At 57.1% G+C, this 20,284-nt stretch carries 19 protein-coding genes; 6 read left to right on the top strand and 13 right to left on the bottom strand.

The window, feature by feature from the left end:
• Window positions 1-54: 54 nt before the first annotated feature.
• Window positions 55-861, bottom strand: a complete 807-nt coding sequence (locus tag AC2FGC_RS09320; protein WP_496724854.1) for a ferredoxin--NADP reductase — start codon at window positions 859-861, stop codon at window positions 55-57.
• Between the two features lie 9 nt (window positions 862-870).
• The gene (gene fdxA, locus AC2FGC_RS09315) at window positions 871-1,200 is read right to left on the bottom strand and encodes a ferredoxin FdxA (protein ID WP_496782141.1); all 330 of its coding nucleotides are present in this window, start codon (window positions 1,198-1,200) and stop codon (window positions 871-873) included.
• Window positions 1,201-1,469: 269 nt separating this feature from the next.
• Between fdxA and AC2FGC_RS09310 the strand changes: the two genes are divergently transcribed.
• Window positions 1,470-2,582 carry a CaiB/BaiF CoA transferase family protein gene (locus tag AC2FGC_RS09310; protein WP_496782139.1) on the top strand — a complete coding sequence of 371 codons (1,113 nt, stop codon included), beginning with the start codon at window positions 1,470-1,472 and terminating at the stop codon, window positions 2,580-2,582.
• On the opposite strand, the gene AC2FGC_RS09305 is transcribed toward AC2FGC_RS09310, so the two are convergent.
• From AC2FGC_RS09305 to AC2FGC_RS09255, 11 genes are all read right to left on the bottom strand, one after another.
• Window positions 2,577-3,002 carry a MarR family winged helix-turn-helix transcriptional regulator gene (locus AC2FGC_RS09305; RefSeq protein ID WP_108859585.1) on the bottom strand — a complete coding sequence of 142 codons (426 nt, stop codon included), beginning with the start codon at window positions 3,000-3,002 and terminating at the stop codon, window positions 2,577-2,579. The two genes, AC2FGC_RS09310 and AC2FGC_RS09305, sit on opposite strands and share 6 nt — an antisense overlap.
• A 72-nt stretch (window positions 3,003-3,074) precedes the next feature.
• Window positions 3,075-3,776, bottom strand: coding sequence for an ABC transporter ATP-binding protein (locus tag AC2FGC_RS09300; protein ID WP_496724852.1), 702 nt, complete (start codon window positions 3,774-3,776; stop codon window positions 3,075-3,077).
• Window positions 3,769-4,542 carry an ABC transporter ATP-binding protein gene (locus AC2FGC_RS09295; protein WP_496724850.1) on the bottom strand — a complete coding sequence of 258 codons (774 nt, stop codon included), beginning with the start codon at window positions 4,540-4,542 and terminating at the stop codon, window positions 3,769-3,771. The genes AC2FGC_RS09300 and AC2FGC_RS09295 overlap by 8 nt, the downstream gene beginning before the upstream one ends.
• Window positions 4,539-6,383, bottom strand: a complete 1,845-nt coding sequence (locus AC2FGC_RS09290; protein ID WP_496724848.1) for an ABC transporter permease — start codon at window positions 6,381-6,383, stop codon at window positions 4,539-4,541. The genes AC2FGC_RS09295 and AC2FGC_RS09290 overlap by 4 nt, the downstream gene beginning before the upstream one ends.
• Window positions 6,384-6,450: 67 nt before the next feature.
• Entirely contained in the window at window positions 6,451-7,665 is a 1,215-nt protein-coding gene (locus AC2FGC_RS09285) for an ABC transporter substrate-binding protein (RefSeq protein WP_496724846.1), read from the bottom strand.
• Window positions 7,666-7,753: 88 nt separating this feature from the next.
• A complete protein-coding gene (locus AC2FGC_RS09280) occupies window positions 7,754-8,335 on the bottom strand; it encodes an amino acid synthesis family protein (RefSeq protein ID WP_496724844.1) in 582 nt (193 codons plus the stop codon).
• The gene (locus tag AC2FGC_RS09275; protein WP_496724842.1) at window positions 8,332-8,913 is read right to left on the bottom strand and encodes an amino acid synthesis family protein; all 582 of its coding nucleotides are present in this window, start codon (window positions 8,911-8,913) and stop codon (window positions 8,332-8,334) included. The genes AC2FGC_RS09280 and AC2FGC_RS09275 overlap by 4 nt, the downstream gene beginning before the upstream one ends.
• Window positions 8,906-9,769, bottom strand: a complete 864-nt coding sequence (locus AC2FGC_RS09270; RefSeq protein ID WP_496724840.1) for a UPF0280 family protein — start codon at window positions 9,767-9,769, stop codon at window positions 8,906-8,908. Before AC2FGC_RS09270 ends, AC2FGC_RS09275 begins: the two co-directional genes overlap by 8 nt.
• A 6-nt stretch (window positions 9,770-9,775) precedes the next feature.
• Complete coding sequence (locus AC2FGC_RS09265; RefSeq protein ID WP_496724838.1) at window positions 9,776-11,269, bottom strand: 6-hydroxynicotinate reductase; 1,494 nt, start codon at window positions 11,267-11,269, stop codon at window positions 9,776-9,778.
• Window positions 11,259-14,009: a molybdopterin-dependent oxidoreductase gene (locus AC2FGC_RS09260; RefSeq protein ID WP_496724836.1), complete on the bottom strand. Its 2,751-nt coding sequence runs from the start codon at window positions 14,007-14,009 to the stop codon at window positions 11,259-11,261. The genes AC2FGC_RS09265 and AC2FGC_RS09260 overlap by 11 nt, the downstream gene beginning before the upstream one ends.
• Entirely contained in the window at window positions 14,002-14,835 is an 834-nt protein-coding gene (locus AC2FGC_RS09255; RefSeq protein WP_496724834.1) for an FAD binding domain-containing protein, read from the bottom strand. The genes AC2FGC_RS09260 and AC2FGC_RS09255 overlap by 8 nt, the downstream gene beginning before the upstream one ends.
• 379 nt (window positions 14,836-15,214) lie before the next feature.
• Between AC2FGC_RS09255 and AC2FGC_RS09250 the strand changes: the two genes are divergently transcribed.
• From AC2FGC_RS09250 to AC2FGC_RS09230, 5 genes are all read left to right on the top strand, one after another.
• Window positions 15,215-16,459, top strand: a complete 1,245-nt coding sequence (locus AC2FGC_RS09250; RefSeq protein ID WP_496724833.1) for a branched-chain amino acid ABC transporter substrate-binding protein — start codon at window positions 15,215-15,217, stop codon at window positions 16,457-16,459.
• A gap of 81 nt (window positions 16,460-16,540) precedes the next feature.
• Window positions 16,541-17,497 (top strand): branched-chain amino acid ABC transporter permease, encoded by a 957-nt coding sequence (locus AC2FGC_RS09245; protein WP_496724831.1) that lies wholly within the window; start codon window positions 16,541-16,543, stop codon window positions 17,495-17,497.
• Window positions 17,494-18,780: a branched-chain amino acid ABC transporter permease gene (locus tag AC2FGC_RS09240; protein ID WP_496782136.1), complete on the top strand. Its 1,287-nt coding sequence runs from the start codon at window positions 17,494-17,496 to the stop codon at window positions 18,778-18,780. Before AC2FGC_RS09245 ends, AC2FGC_RS09240 begins: the two co-directional genes overlap by 4 nt.
• Entirely contained in the window at window positions 18,777-19,541 is a 765-nt protein-coding gene (locus AC2FGC_RS09235; protein ID WP_496724827.1) for an ABC transporter ATP-binding protein, read from the top strand. The genes AC2FGC_RS09240 and AC2FGC_RS09235 overlap by 4 nt, the downstream gene beginning before the upstream one ends.
• Window positions 19,541-20,242 carry an ABC transporter ATP-binding protein gene (locus AC2FGC_RS09230; protein ID WP_496724825.1) on the top strand — a complete coding sequence of 234 codons (702 nt, stop codon included), beginning with the start codon at window positions 19,541-19,543 and terminating at the stop codon, window positions 20,240-20,242. The genes AC2FGC_RS09235 and AC2FGC_RS09230 overlap by 1 nt, the downstream gene beginning before the upstream one ends.
• The last annotated feature ends 42 nt before the right edge of the window (window positions 20,243-20,284 follow it).

Here is a 20,284-nt window from a genome sequence, read left to right as displayed (position 1 = left end):
GTGTGAGAGCGTTTCACCAGATCCCGGTGTAGGGCGGGGCAGAGCCCCGGTTGGTCAATCGACAAAGGCGCGTTCGACCACAAAAGTTGCAGGTTTGTTGTTCGCGCCCTCTTCCAGACCGAACCCTTCCAGCGCGGCCTTGGTATCCTGCAGCATCGCCATCGAGCCGCAGATCATTCCGCGATCGGTTTCAGGTGAGATTGGCGGCAGGTCCAAATCATCGAACACTTTGCCCGATGCCATAAGATCGGTGATCCGACCTTTGAACGGATAGTCCTCACGCGTGAGGGTGCAATAGTGCCGCAAATTCTGTGCCATCTCGCCTACCAACGGATCGGATTTGAGCGCCGCGACAAGTTCTTTTCCATAGTCCAGTTCGCCCTGTTCCCGGCAGGTATGGGTCAGGATCACTTCGCCGAACTTCTCATAGGTTTCGGGGTCGCGGATCAGCGAGGCAAAAGGCGCAATGCCGGTGCCGGTCGAGAACATCCAAAGCCGTTTGCCCGGCAATAGCGCGTCATTGACCAATGTGCCGGTGGGCTTTTTGCGCATCAAAACCGTGTCGCCTTCGCGGATTTTCTGCAGGTGTTCGGTAAGTGGGCCGCCGGGAACCTTGATCGAATAGAACTCGATCTCTTCGTCCCAACTGGGCGAGGCAATGGAATAGGCGCGGAACACGGGTTTTTCCGCATTCGGCAGACCGATCATCACAAACTCACCCGACCGAAACCGGAAGGACGCTGGACGGGTGATGCGGAATTTGAACAACCGGTCGGTGTAGTGCTTCACCTCGGTCACGGTTTGGGCGAACACGCCCGCCGGAATGGGGAAGCCAGTTTTGGTCGTAGAATCCAGCGACATATTAGTCTCCTATTCTGCCGGGGCATCCGACAAGAGCGCAAGCTTGCCTTCTTTGCCGTTCCAGTCGTCCGCGTCGGGCATCGGGTCTTTCTTTTCGGTGATGACGGGCCGCGCCTCAGCGTATTTGCCGTTTAGTTCGACCCACGTCTCCATCCCGTCCTCAGTGTCCGGGCGGATTGCGTCGGCGGGGCATTCCGGTTCACACACACCGCAGTCGATGCATTCGTCGGGATGGATGACCAGCGTATTTTCCCCTTCGTAGAAGCAATCCACTGGGCAAACTTCCACGCAATCGGTGAATTTGCAGTTGATGCAGTTTTCGGTGACGACGTAAGTCATGGAGTGCCTATTCGTTAGTATACGAATGAGTATTGTGAGAAATACGTGCCTGTCAATACGTTTTTGTACGAATGAAAAATTCCTGTGCCGGACTCTTGACCCAAATGTGAAAAAAGTTAGTGTACTAACGAAAATACGGCGCTTCGGCAGGGTAGTATGACTGACAAGTGGTTTGTCGAAACATCGGACTCATGCTGTTGGAAAAGTTGTAGGATTCGATCCCGGACGCTAGTTGGTCGATCGCAGCAGAGTTTTGAAAGGTTCAACCCATGAGCACCCCCTTGCACGGACTGAAAGTGATCGAACTGGCCCGCATTCTGGCCGGGCCCTGGATCGGGCAGACATTGGCTGATCTGGGGGCGGATGTGCTCAAAGTCGAAAGCCCCGAGGGGGATGATACCCGAAAATGGGGCCCTCCGTTTATCGAACGCGATGGCGATAAGACAGCCGCTTATTTCCACGCGGCCAATCGGGGCAAGGACAGTATCGCATTGGATTTCCGGGATGCGGGTGATCGGGCCAAGTTGCTGGATCTGATCCGCGATGCGGATGTGCTGATCGAAAACTTCAAGGTCGGCGGGTTGAAGAAATTCGGCCTGGATTATGATAGCGTCAAACAGATCAACCCCGGACTTGTTTACGCATCCGTCACTGGGTTCGGTCAGGATGGACCCTATGCCCATCGGGCAGGGTACGATTTTCTTATCCAGGGTATGAGCGGGATCATGGACCTGACGGGCGACCCAGAAGGAGAGCCGCAAAAGATCGGCGTTGCCTTTGCAGATATCTTCACGGGTCTCTACGGGGTGATCGGCATTCAGGCTGCACTTGCAGAACGAGAGCGCTCGGGGCAGGGACAGCACGTGGATCTGAGCCTGCTGGATTGCATGACGGGCGTTCTGGCCAATCAGGCGATGAATTATCTGGCCTCGGGTGCCTGCCCAACGCGACTGGGTAACGCCCATCCCAATATCGTGCCTTATCAGGTGTTTCCGGTGGCGGATGGACACATCATCATCGCCTGCGGAAACGACCGGCAATATGCAAGCCTATGCGAAATACTGGGCCTGCCGGGGTTGATCGACGATACACGGTTCATGTCCAATGCGGACCGTGTGGAAAATCGCGCTGCGTTGACTGAATTGCTGACGAACTCCTGTCTGAAATGGACCAAGGCTGATCTGTTGGCGGCCCTTGAACAACATAGCTTGCCCGGTGGCCCGATCAATTCAGTGCACGAGGCACTAAGCGACCCGCAGATTCAGCATCGCGAGATGCAGATTAACCCGGAAGGCGTGCCCGGTCTGCGCACCCCGATTCGGTTTTCCCGGTCTGAATTGCAGTTGGACAAGGCGTCGGCCAAACGGCCTGCCAAATCATGAGATTTTTCGTAGAATACGGATAAGGTTGCGCTGTTCAGCGGCCGTCAGCGGCTTGAGCGTTTCGTTGGTGATCTGCTGACCGACATCTTTCATCCGCGCGACCATGGCCTCGCCTTCGGGGGATAGCGAAATCAATGTGCGTCGCTTGTCGTCCGGATCGGGTTCGACAACCGCAAATCCCTTTTGACGCAGGCGATCAACGACCCCTTTGATTGTCGCAACATCCATTGCCGCCAGCCGCCCCAACCGGTTTTGAGAGCACTTGCCCAAATCTGCAATACGGATCAGCGCAGCAAACTGCGTTGGCGTCAGGCCGTCCAATGTGTGTGACTGGAAAATCGACGCGTGGCGCTGGTTCGCCAGCCGCAAAAGATAGCCGACCTGCTCGTCAAGCGCATAGCTTTCAATCGATTCCGTCATGACGGCTCCTGCCTGATTCAATTGTTTGTACTATAATAAACAAAGCCTAGTCCTTCCCACAAGACCAAGGTATTAGACGGCAAGATAGGTGTTTGAAATTTCTGGGTTTTCGTCGAGGTCAGCAAAGCTGCCTTCAAACCGCATTTCGCCTTTTTCGATGATATAAGCCCTGTCCGACACGATCCGCGCAAAGTGTAGGTTCTGTTCACTGATCAGCACCGACAGCCCCTCTCGTTTCAGTTCCGCAATCACGCGGGCCATCTGTTCAACAATGACCGGCGCAATCCCTTCTGATGGCTCATCCAACAAGACCAGCTTGGGATTGCCCATCAATGTACGGGCGATGGTCAGCATCTGTTGTTCTCCACCCGAAAGTTGCTTGCCCAGGTTCTTGCGACGCTCAGCCAGATTTGGGAACAGATCGAATAAGTGTTCCTGTGTCCATTCGGGTGCATCTGGACGTGGTTCGCGGCGTCCGACTTCGAGGTTTTCTTCAATGGTCAGATCCCCGAAAATCCGACGGTCTTCGGGGACATAACCCATGCCAAGGCGACAGATCGCATGAGGGGTATTCCCCTGAACCTCGCGTTCGGCATAGCGGATGGTGCCATTGATGTGACGCACCAATCCCATGATGGACTTCATGGTGGTCGATTTGCCCGCGCCGTTCCGGCCCATCAGCGCAACCACCTCGTTTTCGCCGACGCTCAGCGAAACACCGTTGAGGATTTGCGCACGGCCGTACCAGGCCCCAAGGTTTTTGACATCAAGCATGGGCGCTCTCCGCTTCAAAGACTGAGCCACCGCCCAGATATACCTCTTGGACCAATGGGTTGGTGCGGATTTCAGACCCTGTGCCTTCGGCGATCAACTCACCCCGGTTCAGCACCAGAATACGATGGGCATGGGCAAAAACGACGTCCATGTCATGTTCGGTGAACACGACACTCACGCCGCCTTTAGCCACGATTTCCGCGGTCAACGCCATCAGGGCTAGCCGTTCGGACGGTGCCATGCCCGCCGTCGGTTCGTCCATCAGCAGTAGGGCGGGTTCATGCGCCAAGGCAATCGCCAGTTCCAGCCTTTTCAGATCGCCATACGCCAGTTCCGAACATGCCCGCCCGGCTTGATCCTGCATCGAAACAAGTTCCAGCAACGCCATTGCCTCATCCACATACATCCGCGTCGCCCGGGAAAACAGGTCGAACACCCGGCGGTGATGCGAGATCAGCGCCATCTGGACGTTTTCCACAACGGTCATCGACAGGAAGGTCGCCGTAATCTGGAACGTTCGACCAACGCCCATACGCCAAATCTTGCGCGGCGGATGGCCGATCAGGGCCTGACCGCGCAAGGATACCGAGCCTGCATCCGGTTTCAGGTAGCCATTCAGCATGTTGAAACATGTGGTTTTGCCCGCGCCGTTGGGACCGATCAGGGCAAGGAATTCCCCTTCCTTCAGATCGAAATTCACACCCTTCACGGCCTGCACGCCGCCAAAGGATTTAGACAGGTTGCGGACTTCGAGAACGTTGGTCATGCGCGGCCTCCTTTCAGGCCGCGCAGCAGGCGCTGGACACCGCCCGCAATTCCGTCAGGTGCCACTAGGACAACGATTAGAATGATGGCCCCGAAGATGAAACGCCAATAGTCTAACCGCGTGACCCAATCTTCGATCAGGACAAAGGCACCGGCCCCAAGGATCGGACCCGCCAGCGCGTGAATGCCACCCAGAAGAACCATGATCAGACCGTCGATGCTCAGCGCGATGCCGAGGCTGTCAGGAAAGACGCTGCCCTTTGAAAATGCAAAGACGACCCCGGCCAAACCGGCAAAGCCACCCGCCAGCACAAAGCCCATCCATTGATGAAACCGGGTATCGATGCCGATCGATTCAGCCCGGGTTTGGCTGTCGCGTATGCCGCGCAGGATATAGCCGAACGGAGAGAAGGCCACACGACGCAGCGCCCATATTCCGCCAATACAAAGGACGAAGGCGATGTAAAAATAAACCTTGTCAGAGCTGGCCCATTTCGCAGGCCATACACCAAGGATGCCATCATCCCCGCCCGTGAATTCCTGCCATTGGAACGTGACACCCCATAGGATCTGGGCTGCGGCCAGGGTCAACATGGCAAGGTAAACGCCCGACAGCCGAACACAGAACCAGCCGAAGAACAGCGCTGCTATGGCCGCGCAAACCGGGCCGAAAAACATAGCCGAGATCATGCCGAACCCAAGGAATTTGACCACCATCGCGGCACCATAGGCACCAACGCCGAAATAGGCGGCATGTCCGAAACTGACCATGCCGCCGACGCCCATCATGAAATGAAGCGATACGGCAAATAGCGTCGCGACCATCACATCGACCATCAGGACCGAGGTGAAATCTGCAGTGAACAAGGGACTAAGGGCCAAAACCAACAGCGCAGCCATCAGCACCATTGCTGATTTCTGATCCATCAGCGCAAGTGGTTGGTCCGGCTCCTCGGGTGCTCCTTTTTCGCTGCCCGGTTTGCCAAACAGACCATGCGGGCGGAAGATCAGGACAATCGCCATGATAATGAAGGGTAAAACGATTGAGATCTGCGGGAAGATCAGGATGGCAAATGCGTTCAGGACCGAGATCAGAACCGCCGCCACAAACGCGCCGGACACGCTGCCCATACCACCGATGACAACCACAACGAAGGCCTCACCAATGATCGACAGATCCATCTGCAGCGATACCGCCTCGCGCGGGATTTGCAGCGCGCCGCCCAATCCAGCCAGGAATGACCCCAATACGAATGCTGCCGAAAACAACCAGGCTTGGTTGACGCCTAGCGCCCCGACCATCTCGCGGTCTTGGGTCGCGGCACGCACCAGAACACCCCAGCGGGTTTTGTGGAACAGCAGCCAGATGGCCAGCAATACGACCGGCCCGATAGCGATCAAGGCGAGGTCATATTCGGGAATTGGTTCTCCCATAATGCGAACGGCACTATCCAACCCCGGCGCGCGCGGACCCAGCAGGTCCTCTGCGCCCCAGATCGCCAGCGTGCCATCCTGAAAGATCAAAACGACGCCAAACGTTGCGACCAGTTGGAACAACTCGGGCGCGTGGTAAATGCGGCGCAGGATAGTGAGTTCGATGATCAGGCCGATCACCCCGACGATTATTGCCGCCAAAATTACGCCGACCCAAAATCCAAGAATGCTGCCGCTCCAGAGAGTGACCAGTGTGTAAGCGAGATAAGCGCCGACCATATAGAACGAGCCATGCGCAAAATTCACGATCCGCGTGACGCCGAAGATGATCGAAAGCCCGGATGCGATCAGGAAAAGCGAAGAAGCGTTCGCCAATCCAGTCAGTAGCTGTGCAAAATAGAACCCCATCGGGCCACCGTCCCTTGTTCGTGTTCTTTTTGTAGGGCGGGGCAGATATTGCCCCGCCACAGCCGGCTTATTCCGCCGGACGCAAGGCCGCTGCGTCGTCTTCGCTGGGCAAGTAATCAGCCCCGTCGGCGTACGACCAATCGACCATCGATGGTTTGCCGTCGACTGTCCCAGTCTTGCCAACATAGGCGCCCATCGTGGACTGATGGTCAGCCGCGCGGAAGGTAAAGGGGCCGGTTGGGCTGCTGTCGACGGTCAGGCCCTCCATCGCGGCCAAAAGGGCGTCGGTATCTGTGGAGCCGGCTGTTTTCAGCGCTGCAGCGATGGCGAGGATCGAGTTGTAGCCGACGATCGAACCGGTTTTTGGCGCTTCGCCGAACTTCTCGATATATGCATCAGCAAACGCTTTGTGCTCATCCGTAGTGATGTCGGTCGAGGGGTATCCGGTGACGATCCAACCCTCAGGAGCCTCAGCCCCCAGCGGGTCGAGGTATTCCGGTTCTCCAGTCAGCAATGATGCCACGTCGCGATCCTCGAACAGGAACCGCAGCGAACCTTCGCGAACAAATTTGGCCAGATCGCCGCCGAAGGTCACGTTGTAAATCGCATCCGGTTTCGAGGCCTCAAGCGCGCGTACGGTGGAACCCGCGTCGATTTTGAACAGCGGTGGCCATTGTTCTTCGACAAATTCCACATCGGGGCGTAATTTGGTCAGTTCGGATTTGAAGGCCTTCACCGCATCCTGCCCATAGGCGTAGTTCGGCGCGACAGTCGCCCATTTCACGGCATCCAACTTGGCGGCCTGTTCGGCCAGCATCGCGGCCTGCATGTGGGTCGAGGGGCGCAGGCGATAAGTGTATTTGTTGCCTTTGGACCAGACAATCGCGTCGGACAGGGGCTCGGAAGCGATGAACAGGACTTCTTTCTGCTTGGCAAAATCGGAAACCGCCAGACCGATATTGGACAGGAAGGTGCCAAAGATCAGAACTGCACCGTCTTTTGAGACCAGTTCCTCGGCGATCCGAATTGCGGTGGCTGGATCACCGGTATCATCCCGGCTGATCACTTCCAGTTGCTTGCCATCGATCCCGCCTGCGGCATTGATCTGTTCGACCGCCAGTTCCCAACCTTTCTTGTAGGGCTCGGTAAAGGCGGGCAGACGGGTATAGCTGTTCACCTCACCCAAAACGATTGTGTCCTGGGCCAGACTGACCCCAGCCGTCAAACCGGCGAAGGGCAGCGCCGCAAGCGCGCCCAGTACCGTGCGTCTGATCAGATTCATTTCAAATTCCTCCCAATGATCATTGTTCACGGCCAGTTATCCCGGCTTCTTAATGTGTTGTCAGCCCTAAAGAGCGCAGCTGCTACATTCAGCGCAGCCCGTCTTTGCCTTCTGCCTCCTCATTCGTCAGCCCGCCTACACGCGGGAGCGGTCGTCCGCTGTCGGTGACCGCGACTGCCACCATGATCTCATTGGCGCGGGGCGCGTCGTTCAACTGCACTTCGATGCCGTCAAAATGGCTGCGCACATAGGCCGCGTCCTTGTGACCGAGCGGTACGTCCAGTACTTGCCCTGGGCTGCCCATCTTCTTGGAAGAAGGCACCAAGGCGGCGCCCTTTTCGACCTCCTTGCGCAGTGGTGCGCCCAGCTTGGGGTGCAGGATGGCGGCGGCATGTTCCAACTCGCCGTTCTCACCGACCATCGCCGACTTTCCATAGCTTTCAGCCTGTTCCGGCGTGATGTTAAGGGCCTCGACGCAACGACGGCCCAGCAGGGCGCCCAACTCAGCCCCGGTTTCCATCAGCGGGGTCAAATCCTCGACATATTGCCCGGCAAAGGGGTTTTCGATCACGGCCACGGCCACCGCCTTGCGCGTGGCGGGCGAGATCGAGCGCCCTGCCTCGATATGGGTTTCTTCAATATTGACGGCGATTTTTCGGATCTTTGTCATCTTAACCCGTCCTCTCCCTTGATGTCCCAGGCCTCAAGCCCACCCGAGCGCGAATGCACCCGCGGCCCGGTTGTCATGACCAGCGAGAAAGCCAGCTCGCCTGCGCGCGGGGCGTCATTGCAACCCACCTCCATGCTGTCGAAATGGCTGCGCACATATGAGGCGTTGATATGCGTGATCGGCACATCCAGCCGCGCACCCACGCCGCCCACTTTTTTCGATGAAGGCACAATCGCGTTGGCTGTACCCAGCAACTGCCGCATCGCGTAACCACCGGGGGCGTGCCACAGCGCGCCGTGTTCCAGCTCGCCGCCTTCGCCAACCAAGGACCCTTTGCCGTAGCCTTGGACGTTTTCCGGACCGCCCAACATGTCGATCAGTGTTTGCGCCATTTCCAAACCTAAAGGTTTGAGGTCTTCCATAAAGCCCTGAATTTTGGGTTCGTAGCGCCCTGCGAAGGGGTTGGCGATCACGGCCGTCGCAGCGACCCGCACCAGCGGCGTGTCGGACAGTGGTCCGCCTTCGTGATAGATTTCTTCAAGCGAAAACAGCTTTTTTCGCAGTTGAACGTCAGGCATATTGTGGAACCTTCTGTGTGGTTGAGATCACCAATCGGGACGCGCCCGTCTGGCAGGAATGAGAGCCAAGAGACAGATGGGCGGCAGAGATCAAACCACGCCCAAGCATGTTCTCGGCAGTATTCAGGCCGTGTGACAGGGCATCTTGAATATCTTGGGCAGAGAGTTGGCCGACAGAAACCGGAACCGGCAGGTCGCCCAAATCGCTGTCATCGCGCAGTTGATTGGCCGGAAGGCGCCGGATGGCCGGATGCCCGGGCAGATTAACCGCGTTGGCGATCAGAGTCGCTGCCACATCGGCCATTGCTGCGTTGCTGGCCAGCACTGTAACGCTGTCGGCGATGCCAAGGCTCAGACTACGTCCGCCGCGACCCGACGTGGCTATGCCACCAATTTTGTCGCTTGCACGGATTGCAATGCGGCCCAGGTCGCACCCGTCAAGCCCACTCATAGCGACGCTATAGTCCTGACCCGAGCACAGATGCACGGCGATGTCTCCGCCATTGTTGACCGACGCGCGATCCAGGGGCGTGGCCTGTAGCATGGCCGCCAGTACTTCGTCTGCAACGGCTCCGGCAACGGCGGCCATGCGTGTAACAAACACGTTGGAATGAGGGCGCGCAGCCTCATCCATACGGCGCGCTACCCGTCCTTGAGGGCGGGCGCATTCAGCTGTCATGGGCGTTTTCAACAAAGCCAGTTCATCCACTAAGCCTTGCAGCAAGGATTGGAAACGTAACTGGGCAGCTTCAAATGCGATATCGCGCGCCCCATCTGCCTCGACGATCAGGTCGATCGGGCCGTGTTGCAGATGCAATCTGCGGCCACACGGCAATATGGCAGAGATGGGTTGCATCTGACCCTATGCTCCTTTCGCCCAGCGGTAATTGTTCGAAGACATGGGGTCGGGCTGGTTTTCGAACTGATCTACCTTGCGGGTTTCGTCCGAGATGACATCTGCAACTGGCTTGATCTCATCCATGTGCCCCCCCAGCGTGCCATAGTCGCTGACACGCATTGTGAACTCGATGGGGGCGACCAGTGCCGGGGTCGGAACATATCCGAACGATCCTGTGGGCATATCCAGAATGTCCACCATCACGGTGATGCCGCCGCCAGGCCAAACGTAAGCTTCGGCCCCGCCGCAGGATACAAAGGTAAGCGAGTCCTTGACCGATTTCGTGAGCCGCACCGGGTTTTCCGTGACGCCTGCCCGCAGGCTGCCGCCTGCGCCGCCCATGAACAGAACCGAGCAGACCGAAGGTTCGCAGTTTTCGGCAATCAGCTCAGCAGACGCCTTCAGCGCCGGGGGAATTTCGACGGGCTGAGGTTTTAGCTCGGCATCCAGCTCAAAATAGCCATATTGCTCACCCGTGGTGGATACCATCAACAGGCTCATACCTTCACGCGCGACTTTCGGATTGAAATCGCCCAGAATTTTCAACGGATCCTCGATATCCGTACCGCCCCAGCCGGTGCCGGGCTCTGCGACCTGAAAATAGCGACCCGGAGTAGAACGACGGCCATTGATTTTGATCCCCGTGGGTTCGACGTCCAGCAGTTTGCCTGCCTGATGCTCGGACAGAACGCCGGTAATGTGGTCGTCGACCACCACCACCTCATCCACATGTTCAATCCACTGCTTGGCGAACATCCCGATTGTGGCCGAGCCGCAGCCCACCCGCATCAGTTTTTCCTCGACCCCATTGATGATAGGCGCCTTGCCGGCCTGTACAACAACCGTGGTCTCATGACCTTCATCGCCGATCACCATTTCGACGGCCTCGCGATTGCACAGCCGAAGCAGGGCATCGCAGGTGATCCGGCCTTCTTTCTTGGTGCCGCCTGTCAGGTGTTCCACACCGCCCAGCGACAACATCTTGGATCCGTATTCCGAGGTCATGACGTGCCCGACCGGCTCACCATTTACGCGGACAACATCGCGTTCGTGGCCGATATGACGGTCGGTGTCGATCTTCACCTTGACGCCGCAATACGAGAATATCCCCTCGGTCACGACAGTGACCATATCCACGCCCGCCACGTTCTGGCTGACGATGAAGGGCGCGGGTTTGTAGTCGGGATAGGTCGTGCCCGCGCCGACGGCCGTCACAAAGGGCCGTTTTCCCTGCACGATGTCGCCGTCCCAATCTTCGGGGTCCTTACCACCCTTCAGGAACGGGACCAGACGAGTGTCTTCTGCACTTTCGATGATGGTCAGCGCATCCAGTCGGACAAGATCGCCGCCATGGTTGGCATAGCGGTCGCAAGCCCCGATTTTGCCATCTGCGATATAGCACATCACCGGGCAGGCGTCGCAGCGGATTTTTTCCGGTATTGTGCGCTCAGTTGCCATCTGTCAATTCCTTGATTGCTGCGCGCATTTTTGCTGGTGTGGCGGGACCTTGGGTCAGCCGAACGCCGCAGGCGCGCTTGATTGCGTTGAATAGGGCCGGGGCCGTAGGGATCAGCACATGCTCTCCCAAGCCTTTGGCGCCATAGGGGCCGTGGGCATCCTTTTCCTCGATTATCAGTGTTTCGATCGGAGGGATGTCACCAATGGTCGGGACCAGATAGTCATGCAGGTTCTCGGTGCGGCCGGGCAGGTATTCTTCCATCAGCGCCATGCCGAGGCCTTGCGCGATACCGCCCTGTACCTGACCTTCGACCAGCATCGGGTTGATCGCCTTGCCAACGTCATGGGCGGCCACGAATTTGATCGGTTTCACCGTGCCCAGCTTTGTGTCCACCTCGACAACCGCCAGATGCGCAGCATAACCAAACTGAGCATAAGGTATCCCCTGACCGTTTCCGTCCAACGGTTTTGTGGGCGGGTCATAGGTTTCTTCGGCGCGCAGGACGTAACCTTCGGCGTCAGGCTCCAGCACGGCCAGGTCGATAGAGTGATGTTGCCCGTTGTCGTCCACCACAATCGTTCCTGCGCTCAGGGTGATCACGGCGTCAGGCCCGGCGTTCACGCGGGACAGAATCTGCGTCCGCATCGATTCACCCGACAGACGTGAAGCGCTGCCAGAGACATAGGTCTGACGTGAGGCCGAAGTTTTGCCCGCGTCTGGCGTGACATCCGTATCGGCCCCGATGATTTCGATCTGCGCAACCGGGACACCAAGTGCCGTGGCAAAGATCTGCGTGATCACGGTGTTTGCCCCCTGGCCGATATCCATCGCCCCTTGGTGCAAAACCAAACTGCCATCTGACCGGATACCCGATTTGATCGTCGACGGGTTGGGCAACGAAGTGTTGCCGCACCCGTACCAGCCTGCCGCCAGCCCAACACCACGCTTCAAGGTATTGTTTTGTGCGTTGAATGCCCGAACTGCTGCATTTTCTTCGGTCCACGCGGGACGCAGCGCTTCGAGGCAGGCGCGAATGCCGACACCTTGATCGAAAATCTGTCCGCAAACGGTGGGTACACCGTTTTCCAGGGCATTGTTGATGCGGAAATCAAGCGCGTCGATGCCTAGCTTGTCCGCCAACTCATCGAACAGGCATTCCTGCGCGATGGCTGATTGCGGAACGCCAAAGCCGCGGAATGCGCCCGACGGCGGGCAATGCGTATGGATGCCTTTGGCTTCGGCGCGGTAGTCGGCAATTCTGTAGGGACCCGAGGCATGCACGGGGACCCGGTTGGCCACCGTCGGACCCCAGCTGGCATAGGCGCCTGTGTTGAACAGCCCATCAAAAGTCATCCCACTGATTCGACCGTCTTTGGTTGCCCCGATCTTGACCCGCAGGTCGGAAGGGTGGCGTTTGGTGGTGGACTGCATCGACTCGGTTCGGGAATAGGTCAGTCGCACCGGCTTGCCGGTTTTGAGCGCGGCAAGTGCCAGATAAGGCTGCACCGAGATATCGAGTTTTGAGCCGAACCCGCCGCCGACCCCGGTCGGGGCAATACGGATCTGATCGCGCGGCATCCCCAGAATGATCTCCAGCGCGTCTAGGTCCATCACCGGAGCTTGCGTGCAGGCATGGACTTCGACCCGCCCGTTCACGATCTCGGCGAACCCGGCCTCAGGCTCAATATACCCATGTTCGACAAAGCCCGAGCGGAAATGGCCTTCGACCACAACATCTGCGTTGGCCAACGCGGTTTCTGGTGTCCCGCATTTCACGAAACCGGCGCACATAACGTTTCCGTCGCGATCTGGGTGCAGCTGCGCGGCTTGGGGCGTCATTGCGTCAAGTGAATCCAGCACGGCGGGGCGCTCTTCCCACGTTACTGGAAAATCTGCTGGATCGAATGTTGCCAGAACCTCGGGCAAGCCAATGATGGCGGCGACGGCCTCGCCACGGAACCGAGCCTCGGTTTCCGCGAAGACAGGTTGGTCGGCAAAGTCGGGAATAACGCCAAAGTTGTTGCGCCCGGGAATGTCGGCCGCAGTCAGGACTGCTTCGATCCCAGGGGTCTTATTGGCCCAAGTGTCCAGATCGCCAAGTGTAAATCCGGCACGGTGATAGGGGGAACGGATGACATAGATTTCCAACGTACCTGCCGGGGCAACATCATCGCCAAAAAGCTCTGTGCCTGTGACCTTATCGTGCCCATCCACGCGCCAGATGGCGTCGCCCGCGTGCCCCAGTGTTGTTTCTGGAAAAGCAGGCGCACCAGCGGCAACAACCGCGTCGATAATCTTGCGATACCCGGTGCAGCGGCACAAAACGCCGCCTAGGGCATCCTGGACCTGCTCATTGTTTGGCTCAGGTGTTTCGCGCAGCAAAGCGACGGCGGCGGTCATCATGCCGGGTGTGCAGATTCCGCACTGCGCCGCACCGTGGTTCTGAAAGCTGTCTGCCAGACTTTTGGCAATCTGGTCATCCTGCGTCAGCCCGGACACCGTTTCGATGGACCGCCCAGCAGCCTGTTGCGCCGGAACCAGACAGGCGCAAACCGGATCACCATCGACCAGAACGGTGCAAGCACCGCAGTCGCCGGCATTGCATCCGATCTTGACGTCGCGTGCTGACAGCCGCTCGCGCAGCATTTCCGATAGGCGCTCACCCACGCGCGGCACCGTGCTGACAGGGTGGCCGTTCAAGGTGAATTCGGTCGTGAATTCATCAGCGCGTTTATCCATGGTGTTGTCCCGCCTCTGCGATTGCCCGGACACATTGTTCTGCCACCGCGTGCAGTCGAAATGCGGCGTCCCCACGGACGTCATCAATGGGGCTGAGCGGTGCCAAATGCTCTGATGAAACTTCAACCGTTTCTGGGGATTTCCCGATCAAATCGGCTTCGAGCTGTTCCAGCCTTTGCGCCACGGTTGATGCGGCCCCCACAGCGACGCGCGCATAGTTGATCCGGCAGGTTTCATCCAGGCCGATGATGACAGAAGTCATCGTGATCGAGATCACAAGGTAACGCCGCGCGCCAAGTTTTTCGAAATGTCCAACAGTCCCTTTGGGCGGATCGGGCAGGTTGATCGCGGTCACAATCTCATCGTCGAACAGCGCTGTTTTGCGCACGCCAGTGATGAACTCTGACAGCGGAACCTCGCGAAAGCCTCGGGCCGAGCCAAGCTCAACGCTGGCCTCCAGCGTCAGCAGCGGCGGCACGCCGTCAGCGGCAGGCGAGGCATTGCACAGGTTCCCTGCAATCGTGCCGCTGTTTTGGATCTGCAGGCTACCGACTTCCCGCGCAGCCATTTGCAGACCCCTAAATGCGACGGGCAGATCGGCCCGGGCAATGTCTGTCCAGTTTGTTGCGGCTCCGATTCTCCAACGGTCATCCACAAGTTGGATGCCCGAAAGACCATTGATGCGTGTGACGTCCAATATGTCGGTGTGCAGCTCATGACGCTGCCGGGATGGGAAAAAGTCAGTGCCGCCAGCGACAACCGTCAGATCATTGCTGATCAGCAAGTCAAATGCATCATCGAGCGTGTTGGGAGAGAGATACCGCAAAGTGTCTATCCTGATGAGAAATTTCTCGTTAGTACACAAATGATATTACGCGAACAAAAAAAATGTCAACGATTTGTTTGGGTCAGTTTTGTTTAACATAAGCGCCGGCGGGAGATTGGATCACGGATATTCAGTCGATTGATCTTTTCCCTTATTTTCAAAGAGAATTGAGGAAAACTCACATTAGTCGCGATAAAATTGAGCGATATGACAGCGCATTGCTCAATTTGTTTCGCGAACGCCTAGAAGTTCAAAAAATTCATCAGTAATTCGTTGACACACTAACAAACAGCCATGAAGATAGTGATCGATCACTCACCCATGTGTGGATCTTACAACAGGCTGAAACCTACCGCCTGGTGTCAACAGGGAGGAATAAATGAACAAGTTCAATTTGATGATGGCGACCGCACTTGCTGCTGGTCTTGTTGCAGGGGCCGCTGCGGCACAGGAAAAAGTACGAATCGCTTTCATTGATCCGCTATCCGGGCCATTTGCGACGACGGGCACACAAGGCCTGGCGATCTATCGCCACAGCGTCAAAGAGCTGGTGAACGAACCTGGCGGGCTGTTGGATGGGAATGCCGAATTCGAGATGGTGCCTTTCGACAATAAGATCAGCGCAAAGGAATCGCTCATCCAGTTGCAGGTTGCCATGGATCAGGGCATTCGCATCATCGCTCAGGGCGCATCATCCGGTGTGGCGAACGCGCTGACCGAAGCGGTTGCCAAGCACAATCGTCGCAACCCTGATGATCCGGTTATCTTCCTCAACCACTCGGCCGTTGACCCTGCGTTGACCAATGACAAGTGCCAGTTCTGGCATTTCCGCTTTGACGCCAATGCCGACATCAAAATGGACGCTTTGACCGATGACATTGCAGCCAACCCGGATATCAAAAAAGTCTATGTGATCGGTCAGGACTATTCGTTCGGTAAGGCTGTTGCTGCGGCCGCTCAGCGGTTCCTTCAGGAAAAGCGCCCCGATATTGAGATTGTCGGGAACGAGTTGCACCCGATCGGCAAAGTCAAAGACTTCACGCCCTACGCGCGCAAGATTGTTGGTTCGGGCGCAGATGCCGTGATCACCGGTAACTGGGGTGGCGATATGGTCGGCCTGGGCAAGGCGGTCATGGGTGCCGGTTTCGACAAGCCGATCTACACCTACTATGGCGCGACCTCGGGCATCACCGCGGCCTTTGGTGAAGAAGGCGACGGTATCGTCAAGCTGGTCGGAGCAGGTCAGGTCAATCCGGCCCCAACTCCTGAAGCGCAGGAGTTCATCGAAGCCTTCTATGTAAGCTTCCCGGATCTGGACTTCGGTCAGCCTCAGATGGCGAATGTCGCACCGATGCTGGCAGCCGCGATCAACGAAGTTGGCAGCGCCACGGACATCAAGGCGATCGCCTACGCGCTGGAAGGTATGGAATACGACAGTATTGTCACTGGCAAGACCGTGATGCGTGAAAGCGATCACCAGACGATCCAGACTGTGACCGTGCAAGGGCAGACACCTGAGGCTGCGTTCGACTATGACAATTCTGGCCGTGGTATGGTTGCAGAAACGGTTGTCGAACTGGCGTCCAATGACTCGCCCACCACGTGCGAGATGAAACGCCCATAACCCTCTAACCACTCTGGTGGTCCGTCCGAAATCCGGGCGGGCCGTCAGGCTACCACTCAATAAAATGCAGGGAGACACGTAATGGCGCTGTTCCTCGTGAACGTGTTGGATGGATTTGTGACTGGTTTGTTGCTGTTCATGCTATGCAGCGGTCTGACACTGATCTTTTCCATGATGGGCGTTCTGAACTTTGCTCATGCCAGTTTTTACATGCTGGGTGCCTATTTCGCCTATCAGATCAGCCTCGTCACCGGGTTCTGGGTCGGCTTGCTTGTCGCGCCATTGATTGTCGGTTTGATCGGAGCTCTGATCGAGCGATACGGGTTAAGACGCGTTCACAAGTACGGGCATGTGCCGGAGCTTATCTTTACCTTTGGTCTTGCGCTGCTGATTGAAGAAACGATTCAATTCTTCTGGGGCAAGAGCCAGCTTCCCTTCTCGGAACCTGCCGCGCTGGATTTTGCAGCTTTCGCCATCGCTGGAAATGCCTTTCCTGCCTACAAGGTTTTCATGATCGCCGTTGCGATGGGGATATTCCTGACGCTGCTATACATTCTGACCAAGACCCGTATAGGCATGACCATTCAGGCCGCGCTCAGCTATCCCGAAACCGTCCAGAACCTGGGTCATAACGTACCGTTGGTCTTTATGTGCGTGTTTGGCGTAGGAACCGCGATGGCCGGGCTGGCCGGCGTCATCGCTGGTCCGGTTCTGGGCGTATTCCCTGGCATGGCGGTACAGCTTGGTTCAATCGTTTTCGTGACCATTGTGATCGGCGGTTTGGGCTCGCTTTGGGGCGCCTTGGTTGCATCCCTGATTATCGGCTGGCTTCAGACCTTTGCCACTGCCTATGACGTCACGGCCGAGCAGGTGCTGACCGCGATCGGCTTTACCAAGCCGGAGATGATCTGGGATCATCCACTGCAGGATCTGTGGACACTGACGCTGCCTCAGCTTGGTCCGATCTTACCGTACTTGTTGATGATCATCGTTCTTGTTCTGCGCCCGCAAGGTCTTATGGGGAACCGTGAATCATGAGTATCGCTAGTAAGACGCCTTTAACTGCGGGCACTACGCGGCTGATATCGCTATCGAACGTGATGCCCTGGGCCTTTGCCGCTTTGTTCCTGTTGTGCCTGCCGTTTGTGTTCCAGTCCAGTTCGGCGCTGACGATCATGAACCAGATGGCAATCACCATCGTCTTCGCGCTGAGCTACAACATGTTGCTGGGGCAGGGCGGCATGCTGTCCTTTGGTCATGCGGTCTATATGGGTCTTGGCGGGTTCTTCGCCATGCACGTGATGAACATGGTCGAGGACGGGCTGTGGTTGCCATTGCCGTTTCTGCCGATTGTCGGGGGTTTGTTCGGCATGGTCTTCGCCTTCCTGATCGGTAGTTTTTCGACCCGCCGGGCAGGCACTGTATTCGCCATGATCTCGCTTGGTGTCGGAGAGCTGATCGCCGCCTGTTCCGTCATCATCGTCGTGTTCTTTGGCGGCGAAGAAGGCATCTCGGGCGACCGGACCATGGGTCCGCCAGTGTTCGGTTATGAATTCCTTACACAGCAAGAGGTTTATTACCTTACGGTCGTGTGGCTTTTGGTGGCAGCGCTGCTGATGTATCTGTTCTCGCGCACGCCGATCGGGCGGATCGCCAACGCAGTGCGCGACAACGAAGAACGCGCCGAGTTTTTGGGGTATTCTCAGCGCAACGTTCGCTGGATTTCCTTCTGTGCTTCGGGTTTTTTTGCCGGTGTTGCCGGGTCGTTGTTCGCGATCAACTTTGAGATTTTGACCGAGGAAAACCTGAACCTTGCAACGTCAGGCTCAATCCTGCTGATCACCTTCATTGGTGGTGCAGGCTTCTTTGTCGGGCCGATCATCGGGGCGGTCGTGTTCACCCTGCTTCAAACGGTTCTTGGCCTGCATACCGAATTGTGGGCGCTGTATCTGGGCATATTATTCGTGGCCTGTGTGATGTTCTTCCCGTCGGGATTTGCCGGGTTGATCGCGATGCATCGACGCCCACTTGCCCTGGGTAAACTGAATTTGCTGATCAAGCCGTATCTCAAGGTGGCAATCCCTGCGATCACGAGTGTCTTGTCCCTGGCCGCCATTTTGGAAATCCTTTTCCACAAGCGCCACGGATACGGTGGCGATCACGAGATGCACCTCTATGGCATTGCCTTTGTCAGTGGTGGCTATCAGGCCGTAGCGTTCGCAGTAATCATCGCCGCGATCTCGCTATTCCTTGTGTCCCGCGTTTTGCCAGAAATCCGTGAAGCCTGGGACAATGCCAACCATGCGGAGGATCGGGCATGAGCGCTCCTGCTATTGAGCTGAAAAACCTCGAAAAAAGCTTTGGTCTGGCCAAGATCATTCAGGGTGTGAACCTGCAGATCGCCAGGGGTGAACGCCACGCGGTTATTGGGCCAAACGGGGCCGGGAAATCGACCCTGTTCAACCTGATCACCGGGCGGTTCGCGCCGACCTCGGGTGGGGTGTTTCTGCACGGCGAAGATGTCACCGGATTGAAGCCCTTCGAGATCAACCGCCGTGGCCTCAGCCGATCTTTCCAGATCACCAACATATTTCCCAACATGACCGTGTTTGAAAACATTCGGTGTGGGTTGTTGTGGACAATGGGGTATCGCTATTCTTTTTGGCACATGATTGGCCGCCAACAGGACGTGACCGAAAAGGCTGAGGGTATTCTGGCGCAGATCAATCTGAGTTCGCGCCGGAATGAACTGGCTGGCACGCTGGCATATGCCGAACAGCGCGCGCTTGAGATCGGGATCACGATCGCAGGCGGGGCGGATATCATACTGCTGGACGAACCCTGCGCCGGGATGAGCCATTCGGAAACCGACCTGATCGTCGACCTGATCCGCAACGTGACCGAGGATAAGACGCTATTGATTGTTGAACACGACATGGGCGTGATTTTCGATTTGGCGGACAAGATCTCGGTCCTTGTATATGGCGAAGTGATCGAATCCGACACGCCGGACGTAGTGCGCGCATCGGCGAAAGTGAAAGAAGCCTATCTGGGCGCAAGTTTGGAAGAGGAGGCGGTGTAATGCTTCAGGTCACCGACTTGCACGCATATTACGGAAAAAGTCACATTCTTCAGGGGGTGAACCTTGAAGTGGGCGAGGGCGAAATCGTCTCGCTGCTAGGACGCAACGGGGTTGGGCGATCAACCACCTGCAAGGCGATCATGGGCGAGGTCGCGCCTCATGGGTCGATCAAGTTCCGCGGCCAGGAGATCGCTGGCCGCAAGAGCTTTGAAATTGCCAAGGCGGGGATTGGCTACGTACCCGAAAACCGGGATATCTTTCCCGGTCTCACAACGCGCCAAAACCTGATACTGGGGCTGAAGCCGGGCCAAAAGGACGGCGATGGCCGCTGGTGTATCGAGGACATGTTCGAGATGTTTCCCAACCTGCGAAATCGTGCGGATGTGGATGCCTCAGTCATGTCGGGCGGCGAAAAGCAGATGCTGACCATCTGTCGCGCTTTGATGGGCAACCCCGATTTCATTATGATCGATGAGCCGACCGAAGGTCTGGCCCCGAAGATTGTTGAGCAAGTGGGGGATCTGCTGCTGCAGATTGCTGAGCGTGGCGTCTCGATCCTGTTGGTCGAGCAAAAGCTGACCATCGCTTTGCGTGTGACCAACCGGGTTTACGTCATGGGTCACGGGCACATGGTTTACGAAGGCACCCCGCAGGCATTGCGCGAAAATGACGAAATCCGGAAGGAATGGCTGGAGGTCTGAGGCAGTGCCACAGGCACCTTGCCCATAGTAAGCTGCGCTGTC

The sequence above is a fragment of the Ruegeria sp. CDSC054 genome, from assembly GCF_059610645.1.
This window is presented reverse-complemented; position numbering and strand designations above follow the sequence as displayed.